General features: G+C 51.4%; 12 protein-coding genes. 2 read left to right on the forward strand and 10 right to left on the reverse strand.

Annotated features, from left to right (window positions below; translation table 11 throughout):
* Positions 1-551: IS4 family transposase (locus tag ACMHXH_RS08230; protein WP_413737953.1), on the reverse strand; the 551-nt coding region annotated here is incomplete at its 3' end.
* Between the two features lie 324 nt (positions 552-875).
* On the opposite strand from ACMHXH_RS08230, the gene ACMHXH_RS08235 reads away from it, so the two are divergent.
* Both ACMHXH_RS08235 and ACMHXH_RS08240 read left to right on the forward strand, forming a co-directional pair.
* Positions 876-1,439, forward strand: coding sequence for a sigma-70 family RNA polymerase sigma factor (locus ACMHXH_RS08235; RefSeq protein WP_039032825.1), 564 nt, complete (start codon positions 876-878; stop codon positions 1,437-1,439).
* The gene (locus ACMHXH_RS08240; RefSeq protein WP_413737955.1) at positions 1,432-2,136 is read left to right on the forward strand and encodes a DUF3379 domain-containing protein; all 705 of its coding nucleotides are present in this window, start codon (positions 1,432-1,434) and stop codon (positions 2,134-2,136) included. Before ACMHXH_RS08235 ends, ACMHXH_RS08240 begins: the two co-directional genes overlap by 8 nt.
* A gap of 168 nt (positions 2,137-2,304) precedes the next feature.
* Here ACMHXH_RS08240 and ACMHXH_RS08245 read toward each other — a convergent pair whose 3' ends face one another.
* The 9 genes from ACMHXH_RS08245 to ligA form a co-directional block, all read right to left on the reverse strand.
* Complete coding sequence (locus tag ACMHXH_RS08245) at positions 2,305-2,976, reverse strand: exonuclease domain-containing protein (protein WP_039032823.1); 672 nt, start codon at positions 2,974-2,976, stop codon at positions 2,305-2,307.
* Position 2,977: 1 nt separating this feature from the next.
* Complete coding sequence (locus ACMHXH_RS08250; RefSeq protein ID WP_162206261.1) at positions 2,978-4,825, reverse strand: DUF294 nucleotidyltransferase-like domain-containing protein; 1,848 nt, start codon at positions 4,823-4,825, stop codon at positions 2,978-2,980.
* A gap of 217 nt (positions 4,826-5,042) precedes the next feature.
* The gene (locus ACMHXH_RS08255; RefSeq protein ID WP_039032821.1) at positions 5,043-6,776 is read right to left on the reverse strand and encodes a sodium:solute symporter family protein; all 1,734 of its coding nucleotides are present in this window, start codon (positions 6,774-6,776) and stop codon (positions 5,043-5,045) included.
* Positions 6,777-6,787: 11 nt separating this feature from the next.
* On the reverse strand, positions 6,788-7,054 hold the full coding sequence (locus ACMHXH_RS08260) for a DUF4212 domain-containing protein (RefSeq protein WP_039032820.1): 267 nt from the start codon (positions 7,052-7,054) through the stop codon (positions 6,788-6,790).
* Between the two features lie 414 nt (positions 7,055-7,468).
* Complete coding sequence (locus ACMHXH_RS08265) at positions 7,469-8,089, reverse strand: thiol:disulfide interchange protein DsbA/DsbL (RefSeq protein ID WP_039032819.1); 621 nt, start codon at positions 8,087-8,089, stop codon at positions 7,469-7,471.
* Between the two features lie 35 nt (positions 8,090-8,124).
* The gene (locus ACMHXH_RS08270) at positions 8,125-8,946 is read right to left on the reverse strand and encodes an SDR family oxidoreductase (RefSeq protein ID WP_335911549.1); all 822 of its coding nucleotides are present in this window, start codon (positions 8,944-8,946) and stop codon (positions 8,125-8,127) included.
* Positions 8,947-9,063: 117 nt separating this feature from the next.
* Complete coding sequence (locus ACMHXH_RS08275) at positions 9,064-10,272, reverse strand: HD-GYP domain-containing protein (protein WP_039032817.1); 1,209 nt, start codon at positions 10,270-10,272, stop codon at positions 9,064-9,066.
* A gap of 291 nt (positions 10,273-10,563) precedes the next feature.
* Positions 10,564-11,049, reverse strand: coding sequence for a DUF2919 domain-containing protein (locus ACMHXH_RS08280; protein ID WP_101094802.1), 486 nt, complete (start codon positions 11,047-11,049; stop codon positions 10,564-10,566).
* Between the two features lie 355 nt (positions 11,050-11,404).
* Entirely contained in the window at positions 11,405-13,411 is a 2,007-nt protein-coding gene (gene ligA, locus ACMHXH_RS08285; RefSeq protein WP_335908326.1) for an NAD-dependent DNA ligase LigA, read from the reverse strand.
* Between the last annotated feature and the right edge of the window lie 54 nt (positions 13,412-13,465).

Consider the following 13,465-nt stretch of genomic DNA (forward strand, 5'->3'; position numbering starts at 1 on the left):
CTGTTCAATACCAAGTGACTGCTTAACTCCATCATGCAAACCATGCGAATTTGAGGATAGGCAGCATCACCAGAAGCGTTGGCAGTTTTGGCAAAAGCCTGATTGTTTTGCTCACTATCAGGTGTTCGCCACACGACACCATCGACCCCATAGAGGTTGAGCCCACACCAATGCGGATGCTCAGCTCTCTCATGCCAGGTCTTGGCACTTCGCTTAAACACATCCTGAACAACGTCAGAGCCCAGCCGCTTGCGCGCTTGAGTGACAGCACTGCGCGCAACGTAATCCACCTCTTGAGGTAAGACGATATCAAGCTTATTGATGAGAGAGCGGACGGACTCGCCTCTGAATAGAGCCATACCAATCACCGCCCAAATCATGGCATCCATAGGTAACTTACGNCGCCTTAAACTGGCAACACCATGTGAATCAAGGCACGACTGAATTAACTCAGGCTCAAGCACATCGGCCAGACAGGTGAATTCGGTAAGACGATTGATATGAGTACGCGCCAAAGCTTCTGAAAGTTGCATAAAAAAATCCGATGACATGAGGTCATCGGATTTTGATCCTTTCAGTGAGATCGTCAAGCGATCTGTCTTAACTGATCGGCATTACGCAGTCCCCCCCCTTTTTCAACACCTTTAACAGCTGACTCTTTAAACAAACGCTGGCTCTTTAAACAAACGGTTATCTCTTTTTTTTTCAACAGTGTGTTTACCCAATTCCCAATATTGGAGCCACCACTTTTACCACTTACTGAGCTTAAATCCAGGCTAAATCGGGCTTGTAACCAAATTTACGCTCATGGTATTTGCCAGAATGCCCACAAGGCCATTAAGCTTAGCGGCAACAAAAATAAAACAAGCATGAAAATGTTCGATAGCTGGCGAAAGAAAAAGTCTGATGATGCGGTCATTTCTGACATGCTGAATAAACAAAGACGTTACGATAGCCTGGTCAGGGCGCTGCATGCCGATATCTACCGCTACGCCTTCTGGCTTTGCGGCGATCGCCATATAGCCGAAGATATTACCCAGGAAACGTTTCTCCGGGCCTGGCGCTCGCTGGATTCATTGAAAGATGACAAGGCGGCCAAGGCGTGGTTAATCACTATTTTACGGCGGGAAAATGCCCGCCGCTTTGAGCGTAAGCAGTTTGATTATGCCGATATCGGCGAAGAGCATTGGCAGGATCCCGGTTCCCAGAGCCAGGAAGAACATGCCGAGCACTACCTGCTCAGGCGTCAAATAGCCCAATTGGAACCCGAGTATCGGGAGCCTTTGTTATTACAGCTGATAGCCGGATTCAGTGGCGATGAAATTGCCCAATTACTGGATCTAAACCGAAATACTGTCATGACCCGCTTGTTTCGGGCCAGAAATCAGTTAAAAGAAGCACTGGAACACTCCAAGGTCAGAGGTCAATCCAATGGATGAGCTGAAGTTTCGCCGCCAGGCCTATGGCGACCCCAATAATCAGGATCCCGAGTTTCTCGAGGCCCTAAGCCAAAACGAAGACAATCAGGCGTTTGTCGCCGAACTCAAGGCACTCGATGGCAAGATAAGTCAGGCGCTCAGAATTCCTGTGGCCGAAGACCTGAGCGAAAAACTGCTGCTGAAACAACAGTTGGCCGTGCACCATCATCAACGCAAACGTACAGGCTGGATGCTGGCGATGGCCGCATCCATCGCATTTGTTGCCGGAGTCAGTTTCAGTCTCTGGCGTCAGGGACCGGTGGACTTAGGACAACACGCACTTGCCCATGTGCGCCATGAAACCATGGCCATGACCAGTAATGCCGATATCTCTTATCAAGCGATCAATGCCGAACTGGCATCGCTCAAAGGATTGGAAACAGTCAGATTCAACAGCCAACCAGGACGGGTATTTTACAGCACCTTCTGCGATTTTCAGGGAATTGAGAGTATTCACCTGGTATTGGCCGGTGAACAAGGCAAGGTAACAGTGTTTATTGTGCCCCCTGAACACAGGGTGATGCTGGCCGAAGCCTTTGCCGATAGCGAATACCGGGGAGAGGCGATAAAAACCGACTCAGCTTACCTGGTGTTGGTAGCCGAATATCCTCAAGACCTGGACGCTGTTAAAGAAGAAATAAAACAGAGCTTTATTTGAAGAATCAGGCTTTGCAGTACCAAATATGAGGCAGTATTGCCTAGTAGTTGACTCATAGGTAAGCATGAAAAGCCTTGGGGAAGGTTGGCCTTGAAAAGTTTATCGGATTAAACCGACTTAATCCTCGGTCTTAAATGCAGTTTTTTAATATAATTTTTCAGTACCTTGTCATATCCAGGATAGGAAATCGGCCACGGGCTCTTTGGCGGCATCACTACTTTGAGCCAGAAACAGCTCGCCACAAGCCAGCGCATCGGTCAGCGCGTTGTGGGCCGAGTACGGCGGCAAATGATAGCGGCTGCGACAGGCACCGAGGCGCAGACTACCGCTTGACAATACCTCCTGCTGTCGCTGCAGGCGCGTCTTTTCCAACAATAGCGTATCTATCACAGGAAGATGCAGCTTAGTACCATACGCCTGCTGACAAAGCCTGCTGAGAAAAGCGCAGTCCAACGGAGCATGATGCATCAGTAAAATGCGCCCCTGACTTTGCCGTAGCAGCCAAGGCAAGAGCTGTTCGGGCGCCAGCGCCCCCTGTTCAAGATGGCGATCCATAATGCCGTGAATCGTGGCGCTCTGACCGACACTGCCGTCAATACTCACCAATTTGTGGCGCGCGCCGCTGAGCTCCAGTCTGCCTTTGTTGATCGGCACCACACCTATGGAGAGGATCTGATCGCAACCCGGCTTAAGGCCGGTCATTTCCAGGTCCAGCGCCATCAGGGGTGCCTCTGCCACAGGCTTGGATAACACAAGGCTCAAGGCCTGATAAAAAGACTTGAGTGGCTCTCTTGCCTGCCAGCAATGCCAGGCCAGACGGGTTCTATGCAGCAAATGCATCCTAGAAACTCCGGGTAAATTTGAGTTTCAGCGCCGCCTGGGCATCATGCACCACTTTGAAGGCATCCCTGAGTTGGTGGCGCATCAGCGAAGAGAGTGCCTGCGGCATCAGAAAATTGCTTATCTTCTGGCCCTGGTCAAACTGACGCCCCTGATTGGCCAGCCGCATATGGGCAATAAATTCATGGGCATCGGCAAGATTGAGGGCATCTTTGCGGCTCAACAGCTTGCTCTCCATCAAGGCGCGGATCCGTTTGGCGGTATTAACCTCTTTAACGCCGGCGGCCAGGGCATATACCCGGGCGATATCATTGATAAGGGCGCTGCCCCTGTGTTTAAGGTCCATCCCCTTGATCTCACTGCCATCCCTATCAAGCACGAATTTACGGAAGAACCCCAATGGCGGCGACTCACTTAAGGCGTTGCCGGTCAAGGCCGCCAGAAAGATATCGTTATCTTTGGTCTGCGCCAGCACCTTGTCCTGCAGCGCAGCAAACAGGCTGTCCGGCCCATATACGGAGCGCATATCAAAAAAGATGCTGGCATGCATCAAGGCCTTGGGCTCAGGGGTGTTAACCCAGGAGGCGAACTTCTGCTGCCAGCTTGCCAGCGACAAACACCAGTTGGGGTTTTGCGCCATGATATCCCCGGGGCAGTATACATAACCGCATTCATTGAGCCCGGCGCACACCCCCTTTGCCAAGGCCTGAAAGTAACCTCTGGCATGCTCATCCGGCTCTTCGGCCAGCAGTAGACCGTTGTCCTGATCCGAGCAGGCGGCCTGATCCTGCCGTCCCTGTGAGCCAAATGCCAACCAACAAAACGCCATCGGCGCCTCCCCAAGCAGCGCCTGATTGAGCTGGATAAGCCTGCGGGTAAGCGCATCGGTAACTGAGGTCAGTACCCGGCCAATCTCCTCGGCGCGGGCATCGGCGCTGATAAGATTTTGCAGCAAAAGTGGGATCTGCCGACTGACACTGATGAGGCTTTGTAAATCTTTTTGCCGTTCTATCTCGCCTATCAGCAGCAAAGGTTGGGATGCCTGGCTGCGCAATATGTCTGTACTGGTGATCATCCCCACCGGCTGCCCTTGCTCCATGACAGGCAGATGGTGAATGTTGTGCTCGCTCATCAGCAGCATGGCTTCAAATACCAAAGCCTGAGCCTCTATATGCACAGGCTGACCTGTCATGGCCTGAAACACGGCTTCATTGCCGGTAAGCCCCTCGGCCAGCACCCGATTACGCAGGTCCCTGTCGGTGAGTATCCCCACCAGTTTGTGATTATCCAGTACCAGTACAGACGACACCCTGTGCTTCCGCATCAGCTTGGCCGCGTCTGTGATGGAAAAGCGGTGATCGACGCCAATGGGCTCATGGGTCATCAGAGTGCTGATCCGGCTGGTAGTGGTCAGATCCCTGGCCCGAAAACGCCCTTGATGGCGCAACCTCTTGGCATAGGCTCGGTTAAAAAAACGATCGAAGCTGCGGCATTCCAGACGCAGAGTATCAAACAGCGCCGGCGGCACATGATAGACCAAGCCATCTTCAAGGATCAGTACCTTGTTACAACTCTCTTCACCCGACAACAGAGAGGGAAAACCGAAATAATCGCCCTCTCCCAGGCGGTCAAGTAGTTCGTCCTCGGCATCACGTACTTCAAAGGCGCCACTGCGAACGATATAGAGCATGGGATTGGCTGAATCCAGCGGCACGGCTTTCATCGACTTGCTGTAATACCCTATGCTGATGGCGCGGCAACATTGCTCCAGCATGGGTTGCGGCAGTTCATCGAAAGGAACCGTCTGTTGCAGAAAGTTGCGAATGGGCAGCAGTTCACTCTCATCCATGGGCGGCCTTTAAAGTTGAATTGACTCATCACAGTATTGCCCACTCTGAAGAGTACTGACTATCTGGCTTTAGTCGAATATCGCCGGCTCTGAAACAAAAGGCCCGAAACAGAAAGCCCAAACCAAAGAAAAATAGCAAGGTAAGCATCCAACCCAAGCGAGATTGATAAAAAATCCCCCGGCTAAGCGGGGGATCTTCTATTTATGCGACTGCAGATCAATGATCCTGCGCCGTGCCTGCCCCTTTAGGGAAGCGAATAGACTCAACCATTTCCTGCACATGTTCAGGAACAGCGGCTGTCATCTTGGCAACGATAATCGCTACAACAAAGTTGATTATCATGCCAACCATGCCGATACCTTCCGGCGAAATACCAAACAACCAGTTATCGGCATTATTGCCAGCCGGATTGATAAACTTGAAGTAGATGATATAGCCCGCAGTAAAACCAAGCCCCATCACCATACCGGCAATGGCCCCTTCCTTGTTCATCGACTTGGAGAAAATCCCCATCACAATTGCCGGGAACAGTGACGATGCCGCCAACCCGAATGCCAAAGCCACCACTGCCGCCACAAAACCGGGTGGGTTGATCCCGAAGTAGCCTGCGATAACAACGCCTACAGCCGCCGCGGTTCGCGCATAGAACAGCTCCTTCTTGTCTGAAATGTCCGGCATTAAGTTTTTCTTCAATAAGTCATGGGATACCGAAGTTGAGATCACCAGCAACAAGCCCGCAGAAGTAGACAGCGCTGCCGCCAGACCACCGGCCGCCACCAAGGCAATCACCCAAGCCGGCAGATCGGCGATTTCAGGGGTCGCCAGCACCATGATATCGCGATCGATATCCATTTCATTATTGCTGTCGTCGGTGAGGTTACCCTTGGCATAGTACATCTTGCCGTCGCCGTTCTTATCGTTCCACTTGATAAGCCCGGTACTTTCCCAGTTTTTAATCCACTGCGGCGCAGACTCATAGGCGACACCGGTAGATTCAGGGCCATTGATGGTTTCTATCATGTTTACCCGGGAGAATGCTGACAAGGCCGGCACAGTGGTATACATGATGGAAATAAATACCAGTGCCCAACCGGCGCTAATACGGGCATCTTTTACCTTGGGTACGGTAAAAAAGCGCACAATCACGTGGGGCAAACCGGCAGTCCCCACCATAAGCGCTGCCGTGATAGCAAATACATCTATGGTGCTTTTAGCGCCTTCGGTATATTCAGAGAACCCCAGCTGGGTTTGCAGGCCGTCGAGCTTTTGCAACAGATACACCCCGGTATCATTCCCGGCGGCATCTATCAGCTCAGCGCCAAAACCGATTTGCGGAATGACATGACCTGTCATCATCACAGAGATAAAGATGGCCGGAACCATAAAAGCGAAGATCAGCACACAGTATTGCGCCACCTGAGTGTAGGTGATCCCCTTCATGCCTCCGAGTACCGCGTAGAAGAACACTACTGCCATACCTATATACACCCCGGTATCGACATCCACTTCCAGGAAGCGAGAGAACACCACACCAACACCACGCATTTGTCCGGCAATATAGGTAAAACAGATGAAAATGGCACAGATCACAGCCACGACTCGAGCCGCCTGGGAGTAATAACGCTCACCAATAAAGTCAGGCACAGTAAACTTGCCGAACTTACGAAGGTAAGGTGCCATACACAAAGCCAGCAACACATAGCCGCCGGTCCAGCCCATCAGGTACACGCTGCCGTCAAACCCCACAAAGGAGACGATACCTGCCAGCGAGATAAAGGAAGCTGCCGACATCCAGTCTGCCGCCGTCGCCATCCCATTCATCACAGGGTGCACCCCACCACCTGCAACATAAAAATCTTTGGTAGAACCGGCTCTTGACCAGATGGCAATCCCGATATAAAGGGCAAACGAGAGCCCCACAATTAAAAATGTTAGTGTTTGAACATCCATCGGCCAGCTCCTTAGTCTTCGTGTACGTTATATTTTTTATCTAAGGCATTCGCTTTGGCCGCATAAACGAAAATCAGCACTACGAACACATACATGGAACCTTGCTGGGCGAACCAGAAGCCAAGCTTGAATCCCATAAAATGAATTTCATTGAGAACGTCCACCAGTAAAATCCCACAACCGTAGGAAACAGCAAACCAGATGGCCAGCAGTCCCAGTACCAAGCGCAAATTTTCGCGCCAGTACCCCTTTGCCTTGTCATTGTTTTCAAAACCCATAGCGACTCCCCTGTGGTAATAATTATTAAGTCACAGTTAATCTAGCAACCGCCGGGAGCGCTACAATCAAGACCTTAGTCTAAGCTAAAATTCACACACCATTAACAATTCACCTAAAGCAAGTAAAATCAAAAAGTTAAGATGAAAATCATCAATTAAACGCTCGTTTATTTGCTACGAATTATTAGACCAATGTCGAAGTGATTTTCAGGATATTTTGATAAAAAAGCTGCTCTATTCCCCCATTTAGTGAATAGAGCAAGAGTCCAATCTCCTTAATGAAAAGTGGGCAAGATGGAGTTACGGCTAACCAAACCCAGCCACTAACCCGTACAGAATTAACTCTAAGCATTAGAAACGAGATAAAAAAAGAGGCCTTTTGGCCTCTTGATTGTATTTAAAACAGTGTTGTATCTATGGCGCTTCCTGGTTCAGGTAGAGGATAAGCGCCGCCAGTTCCTTGGGGTCTGAACTTTTCGAGGTGATCAAATATTTGCCATTGACCAAGAGAGAAGGCACTCCCCGGATCCCGGAGAGCTGAGTTTGAGTATCATAATTGGCCAGTGCCAGCTTGCTGTCGGCCGAGCCCAAAGTCTGGTTGAGTTCTTGCTCATTGACCCCCTGCGCCAAAAAGAAGTCCTTCAACTGCTGAGGTCGTTCGAAGGCCTGATGCTTCTCATGGATCCGGTTAAAAATATTGCCGTGCACCTGATTGGTAATCCTGAATTTTTGCGCCAGATAATAGGCTTCCTGACTGAGGATCCAGGAAGGGCGCCCCGCACCGACCGGAGTGCGCTCAAAATCCAGCTTACCCTTGAGCAGTTCAGCAGTCTGCTGCATCAAGGGATCTTTGTAGTAGCAATGGGGGCAGTTATAGGAGAAAAACTCTCTGACTATACCGCTCTTTGCTTCAGGGATCCCAGGCACCTTGATATAGTCTCGCCCTTCCTGAAAATCGGCCGCACTGACACTTACACTACTGAGGGCCAGGAGTATCAAAGGTAAGACTCTAACCATTTTGGATAACAAAGACATAGGTTTTCCTCATGTTCTTTTTTTAGTCACGCTTTTTATTGGCAAGCAGCAATAAGACTCTCTGCCTCGGGATAACAGTATTCAAACTCAAGCTCGCGGCAGATGAGAGAACCATCCACCCACTTACCCGTTCCATTATCAGTAGCAAATTCGGGCACCGCCAAACCGAGCGCTTTGGCAGCTGCCGGATAAAACTCTTTCCTGGTTGGATGACAGGGCGTACAAAGGTTATAGATGGCCCCGGGGTTAGCGACGGTCAATAACTGCAGGCAAGCATTTATGCAGTCATCGAGATGCACCAGATTCACCACGGCGTTTGCGCCGGGCAACCCGGTCTTCCCTGCGAGGAAGCGCCCGGGGTGGCGCCCTGGGCCGACTAAACCGGCAAAGCGAATGACAGTGACTTTGAGACCTTCACTGGCAAGCGCCAGTATCTTCCGCTCAGCCATCGCCAAGGTGCCGGAATAACTGTCCGGCGATGCATCAACAGGAGTCACCTCAGTGACTACACCTTGGGATTGAGGGTAAACCCCTGAACTACTGATAAACAACAGACGTTTGATACCGCTTACTGCAACTACTGGTAATAAACGCTCGAGAGAAGCTAGATAATCATTGTCGCCGCGCCTGAGACCGGGGGGAATATTGAGTACCAGAGCATCACAGTCATCCGGCAACGAAGGTAAAGGTGCGGGCTCAGCAAGGTTGAGGGTCACGGCATCCATCCCTTCTTTTCTTAACAGCTCCGCCCCCTCCTCGGTACGCTTACTGCCGCATACCTTAACTCCTCTGGTGACCAGTTCCCTTGCCAATGGCAAACCGAACCAACCGCAGCCCCAAACCGCAACATGTTTCATCGACCTACTCCGCTGTATACCGAGCTCAAGCATAAGACAAATGAGAATAAAAACCAGAGGTGGTTATATGAATGGCCAAAGTTTGGCCGCTCACGGCAAGAGAACGCGGGTTGCAAGCTACTCCAACGCGCTGAAATAGAAACTGATGCCAGCACCGGCCTGCAGGGTTCTTGAAGCACCTTCAGTCAGCTCTTCAGACTTGAGTACGGCTTCCACGCTAACCTCTTCGTCCATCAAAAAACGTAACTTAGGCTCGCTGCCATCGTTTTTACAAGCCCATACCTGAGGTTGGCGCACCTCCGATGTGGTCATCATCACCTTACCAACATTATTATCAGACAAGCTCACCAAGGTGCCTGGCGGGTAAATCCCCAAGACCTTCACCAGCGCCGAAATCAGCTGCTCCTGATGCTTGCCAACCCGATTCTTAAACAGATATCCCAAAGCAATTTGCGGCGAGACTATCTCTTGACGAGCCAATTGACTGTCATAATCATTGGCCAGCGCGACTATCTGAGTGGTCAATGGCAGCTTGGCCAGCTTAAGCCTATCGGGATAACCTGAGCCATCGATAAACTCATGGTGATGCTTCACAATATGCAACACCTCATTACCAAACAAGCCACTGCGTTTGAGCATGTCATAACCAAAATTGGGATGCATGGAGAGAAAGTTGCTTTCATGCTGACTCAAGGGATTGCGCTTACGCCTGATGGCATCTGGCACCTTGAGTTTGCCAATATCATGCAGCAACGCACCCAATGCTATATCCCTCAGCTTGTCCTTGGACAACTCAAGCGAATGGCCGATCATCAAGGCCAGTACCGCAACTGATATCCCGTGCTGTGTCACGCTGGGAGTCCCTTCACCACTGGACACCAAGGCCAACTTGGGATTACCAGACTCCAATAGATGGTCCAGCATTTGCTCAACTAAAGCAGAGGCTTCACGAATGGCGCCTTCAGGATCAGACACTAACTTACTGACTACGGTACGACAGTCATTAATGGCATTCAAAAAGCGTCCCTGACTCTTGCGTATCGCCTTGCGGGCAGAGGCTTTGGGATCCGGTTGGTTGTCCTTTGTTCGCTCTGTTGCTTGCTGCGCCTCGTTTTCCTCTTCAATCACATCATTAAGTAGGTCTTCGTCAGAGATTAAAATGACATAGGGCACACCAAGATTACGGATCATTTCTATCTGACCGGCATCTTTGATTTCAATGCGATTGAACAAAAAAGGATGATCTGTCCAGGACAGCGGCAGTTTGACTGTGATGCCGGTTTGCAGGCGTGACAGAGGGAGATGGATCCTTTCAGCTTTGGCCACTCAAAGTTTCTCCAGAGAACAACTTGATAAAACAAGGTTTTAAAAAATGAAATCCAAGAATCTTAACTATAGACCATTGGAAACCAAACGTAAGAATGAAATGACAAATTTATGACAAAAATCGCTTGTTTGACAGTGTATTAGTCGTTAATCCACCATACATACAATTTTCTGTTCAGATTTCATCCCAAAAGTCGCTAGTGATAACTTTTCAAGCCGAAATCTGCCAGCCACTCTCTGTTTTATATAGTAAAAATTTGTCGACCTTGCCTTATTGGATCGCTCCTTATCTCACTCCAATTTCTCCTGTTTTTGCCAGTCGTTGAGATAATGGCGCAAATGAACCGACTTAACGAGGTAGAGCAAGGACCAGAACAGCAATAAAGCATCCAACGCCAGATTCCAGCTAAACAACCAATCGTTGTGACCAAGACGCTGAATAAGCAGCACGCCGTCTATCCCTAGCAACAGCACCAACCACCCGCGAATTTGCCGAAACAGTGGGATCAATGCCTCAAATACCCGTTTACGCTCGGCCAGGATCAAACCATAGATCAACAAGGCGCCGGCGCCGGCGGCCAGAGATGATAGAAAGTCACTCTTTTCCGGATAAAACAGCCGCACCAGAGCGGCCCTGTCGCTGGCTTGGGTCAGGGATGCAACAAACACACACCAGCCGCGGGCCAGAAACAGCACTATGATGTAAAGCAGTAATGGCGGCTTAATATGGCCGTCATTGTCAAGCCAGCGCACATGTTCAAATTTAAGCAAGGACATAATCCCATCATTGTGACTCCACCCGGCAAGGCCTGGCATAGCCATGATAAAAATAACCGACCACGTTCACCCGTATGACTGACTCTTTTTTTAAGCCGGGATACGCCTCTTCCATAAGCAGCCTCAATGAGGCGATCTGAGAGCGAGTCTCGGCCAGCCATCTTACGAAATAATGAGGTGGGTCCTGTGGCAACACAATTCAAGTTATGTGGCGCAATAAATAGAAGCCAGGTACAAGCTGTTTGGCTATTTTGACTCTACAATCTCAAGAGTCCCATATCCCCCGGATTGGTTGCCACTGAGTGAAGATAAAAAAGCCCCGCTGCCTGCCGGGGCTCAAGCAGATAGATTAAGCTCAGGATTGCAGCAGCGCCAGCAGGCCGGCTTCATCCAACACCTTGACCCCAAGCTCATTGGCCTTGGTCAATTTAGAGCCAGCGGCCTCGCCGGCCACCACGCAGTCTGTCTTCTTGGAGACACTGCCGGACACTTTGGCGCCAAGCGCCTCAAGCTGCGCCTTGGCGTCAGTGCGGCTCATCTGGCTCAAAGTGCCGGTCAATACCCAGGTCTGGCCCTTGAGCGGTTGCTTGTCTTCAGACGGCGCTTCGATGGCCGGCCAAGTCACCCCGGCAGCCAGCAGTTTATCAATAACTTCAAGGTTGTGGGGCTGAGCAAAGAAGTGCGCCACATGCTGAGCCACTATGGCACCAACATCTTCCACTTCGATAAGCTGCTCGACACTCGCCTGCTTGAGGGCATCCAGCTCTTTGAAGTGCCGTGCCAGGTTGGCGGCGGTGGATTCACCCACCTCACGGATCCCCAAGGCGTAGAGAAACTTGGCCAGGGTTGTTTGTTTGGCCGCCTCTATGGCCTGCACCAGATTGGTGGCCGACTTAAGCCCCATCCGCTCCAGCATGGTCAGGGCCGAAGCCGTGAGTGAGAACAGATCCGCCGGGCTCTGTACCAGCTCCTTATCGATCAGCTGCTCGACTATCTTGTCGCCCATGCCGTCTATATCCAACGCCTTGCGGGAAGCAAAGTGTTTGATGGCTTCCTTACGCTGCGCTTCGCAGAACAAGCCACCGGTGCAGCGGGCCACGGCTTCCCCCTCAAGACGTTCCACCTGAGAGCCACAAACCGGGCATTGCTCCGGGAAACGGATCTCTGTGGCATCCTCAGGTCTTTTTTCCGGCACCACGGCAACCACTTGCGGAATTACATCACCGGCGCGGCGAATGATCACGGTATCGCCAACTTTGACCCCAAGGCGGGCGATTTCGTCGGCGTTGTGCAAAGTGGCGTTGGAAACTGTCACCCCACCGACAAACACAGGCTTAAGCCTGGCAACCGGTGTCACGGCGCCGGTGCGGCCTACCTGAAAGTCGACCCCTTCGAGCAGAGTCATCTCTTCCTGGGCCGGAAACTTATAGGCGATGGCCCAGCGCGGTGCACGGGAGACAAATCCCAGTGTCTGCTGCGCTTCTATGCTGTTGACCTTAAATACCACACCATCGATTTCATAGGCCAAAGCACTGCGGCGCGCCATAATATCCCGGTAGTAGTCATCCACTTCGCTGAGGTCCTTGGCAAGGCGGATCTCACTGCTGACCGGCAATCCCCAGGTTTTAAGCTGCTGCAACTGCCCAAGATGGGTGTCCGCCAGCGGGAAGGATTCCGGCTCAACCACGCCCAATGCATAAGCGTAAAACGCCAGTGCCCGAGAGGCGGTTATCCTGGAATCCAGCTGCCGCAAACTGCCGGCGGCGGCATTACGCGGATTGACAAACAGCTTGTCTCCCTTGACCCGGTTGCGCTCGTTGAGTGCCTCGAAGGCCGCCTTGGGCATGAATACTTCACCACGCACTTCCAACAGCGGCGGATAGTCATCGCCCCTGAGTTTCAGCGGCACCGCCCGAATGGTGCGAACGTTTTCGGTAATATCTTCGCCGACCGCACCATCGCCACGGGTGGCGGCACGCTCCAGCACGCCATCGCGATAGAGGATACTGACAGCCAGCCCATCGAGCTTGGGCTCGCAGCAATAGCTGAACTCGCCAACTCTGTCAGTCACCCGCTTATGGAAGGCGGCAAAATCTTCTTCGCTGAAGGCGTTGTCCAGACTAAGCATAGGTTTGAGGTGAGTTACCTGTTCAAACTTGGCCAACGCCAGCCCACCGACTCTGAGGCTTGGCGAGTCGCTACGTTGCAACTCAGGGTGCTCGGTCTCCAGCGCCTTGAGCCGCTGCATCAGGCGGTCATATTCGGCATCGGGAATACTGGGGTTGTCATCCACATAGTAGCGAATGTTGTGCTCATTAATGGCGCTTATCAGCTGATCAATTTCGTTTTCAATGGCTTGCATAAAAATTCCGCACAAAACAAAGGCCGCAGAGGCGGCCTTGGATAGAGAGACTCA

Origin of the sequence: Shewanella sp. BJSY2023SW001, assembly GCF_047314685.1 — a bacterium.
Taxonomy (GTDB): Bacteria; Pseudomonadota; Gammaproteobacteria; order Enterobacterales; family Shewanellaceae; genus Shewanella; species Shewanella indica.

Bases quoted from the DNA above. Each gene is read 5' to 3' on its own strand.
- ligA (WP_335908326.1), bottom strand. From the start codon at position 13,411: ATGCAAGCCATTGAAAACGAAATTGATCAGCTGATAAGCGCCATTAAT.
- ACMHXH_RS08250 (WP_162206261.1), bottom strand. From the start codon at position 4,825: ATGGATGAGAGTGAACTGCTGCCCATTCGCAACTTTCTGCAACAGACG.
- ACMHXH_RS08255 (WP_039032821.1), bottom strand. From the start codon at position 6,776: ATGGATGTTCAAACACTAACATTTTTAATTGTGGGGCTCTCGTTTGCC.
- ACMHXH_RS08260 (WP_039032820.1), bottom strand. From the start codon at position 7,054: ATGGGTTTTGAAAACAATGACAAGGCAAAGGGGTACTGGCGCGAAAAT.
- ACMHXH_RS08270 (WP_335911549.1), bottom strand. From the start codon at position 8,946: ATGAAACATGTTGCGGTTTGGGGCTGCGGTTGGTTCGGTTTGCCATTG.
- ACMHXH_RS08240 (WP_413737955.1), top strand. From the start codon at position 1,432: ATGGATGAGCTGAAGTTTCGCCGCCAGGCCTATGGCGACCCCAATAAT.
- ACMHXH_RS08280 (WP_101094802.1), bottom strand. From the start codon at position 11,049: ATGTCCTTGCTTAAATTTGAACATGTGCGCTGGCTTGACAATGACGGC.
- ACMHXH_RS08235 (WP_039032825.1), top strand. From the start codon at position 876: ATGTTCGATAGCTGGCGAAAGAAAAAGTCTGATGATGCGGTCATTTCT.
- ACMHXH_RS08265 (WP_039032819.1), bottom strand. From the start codon at position 8,089: ATGTCTTTGTTATCCAAAATGGTTAGAGTCTTACCTTTGATACTCCTG.
- ACMHXH_RS08245 (WP_039032823.1), bottom strand. From the start codon at position 2,976: ATGCATTTGCTGCATAGAACCCGTCTGGCCTGGCATTGCTGGCAGGCA.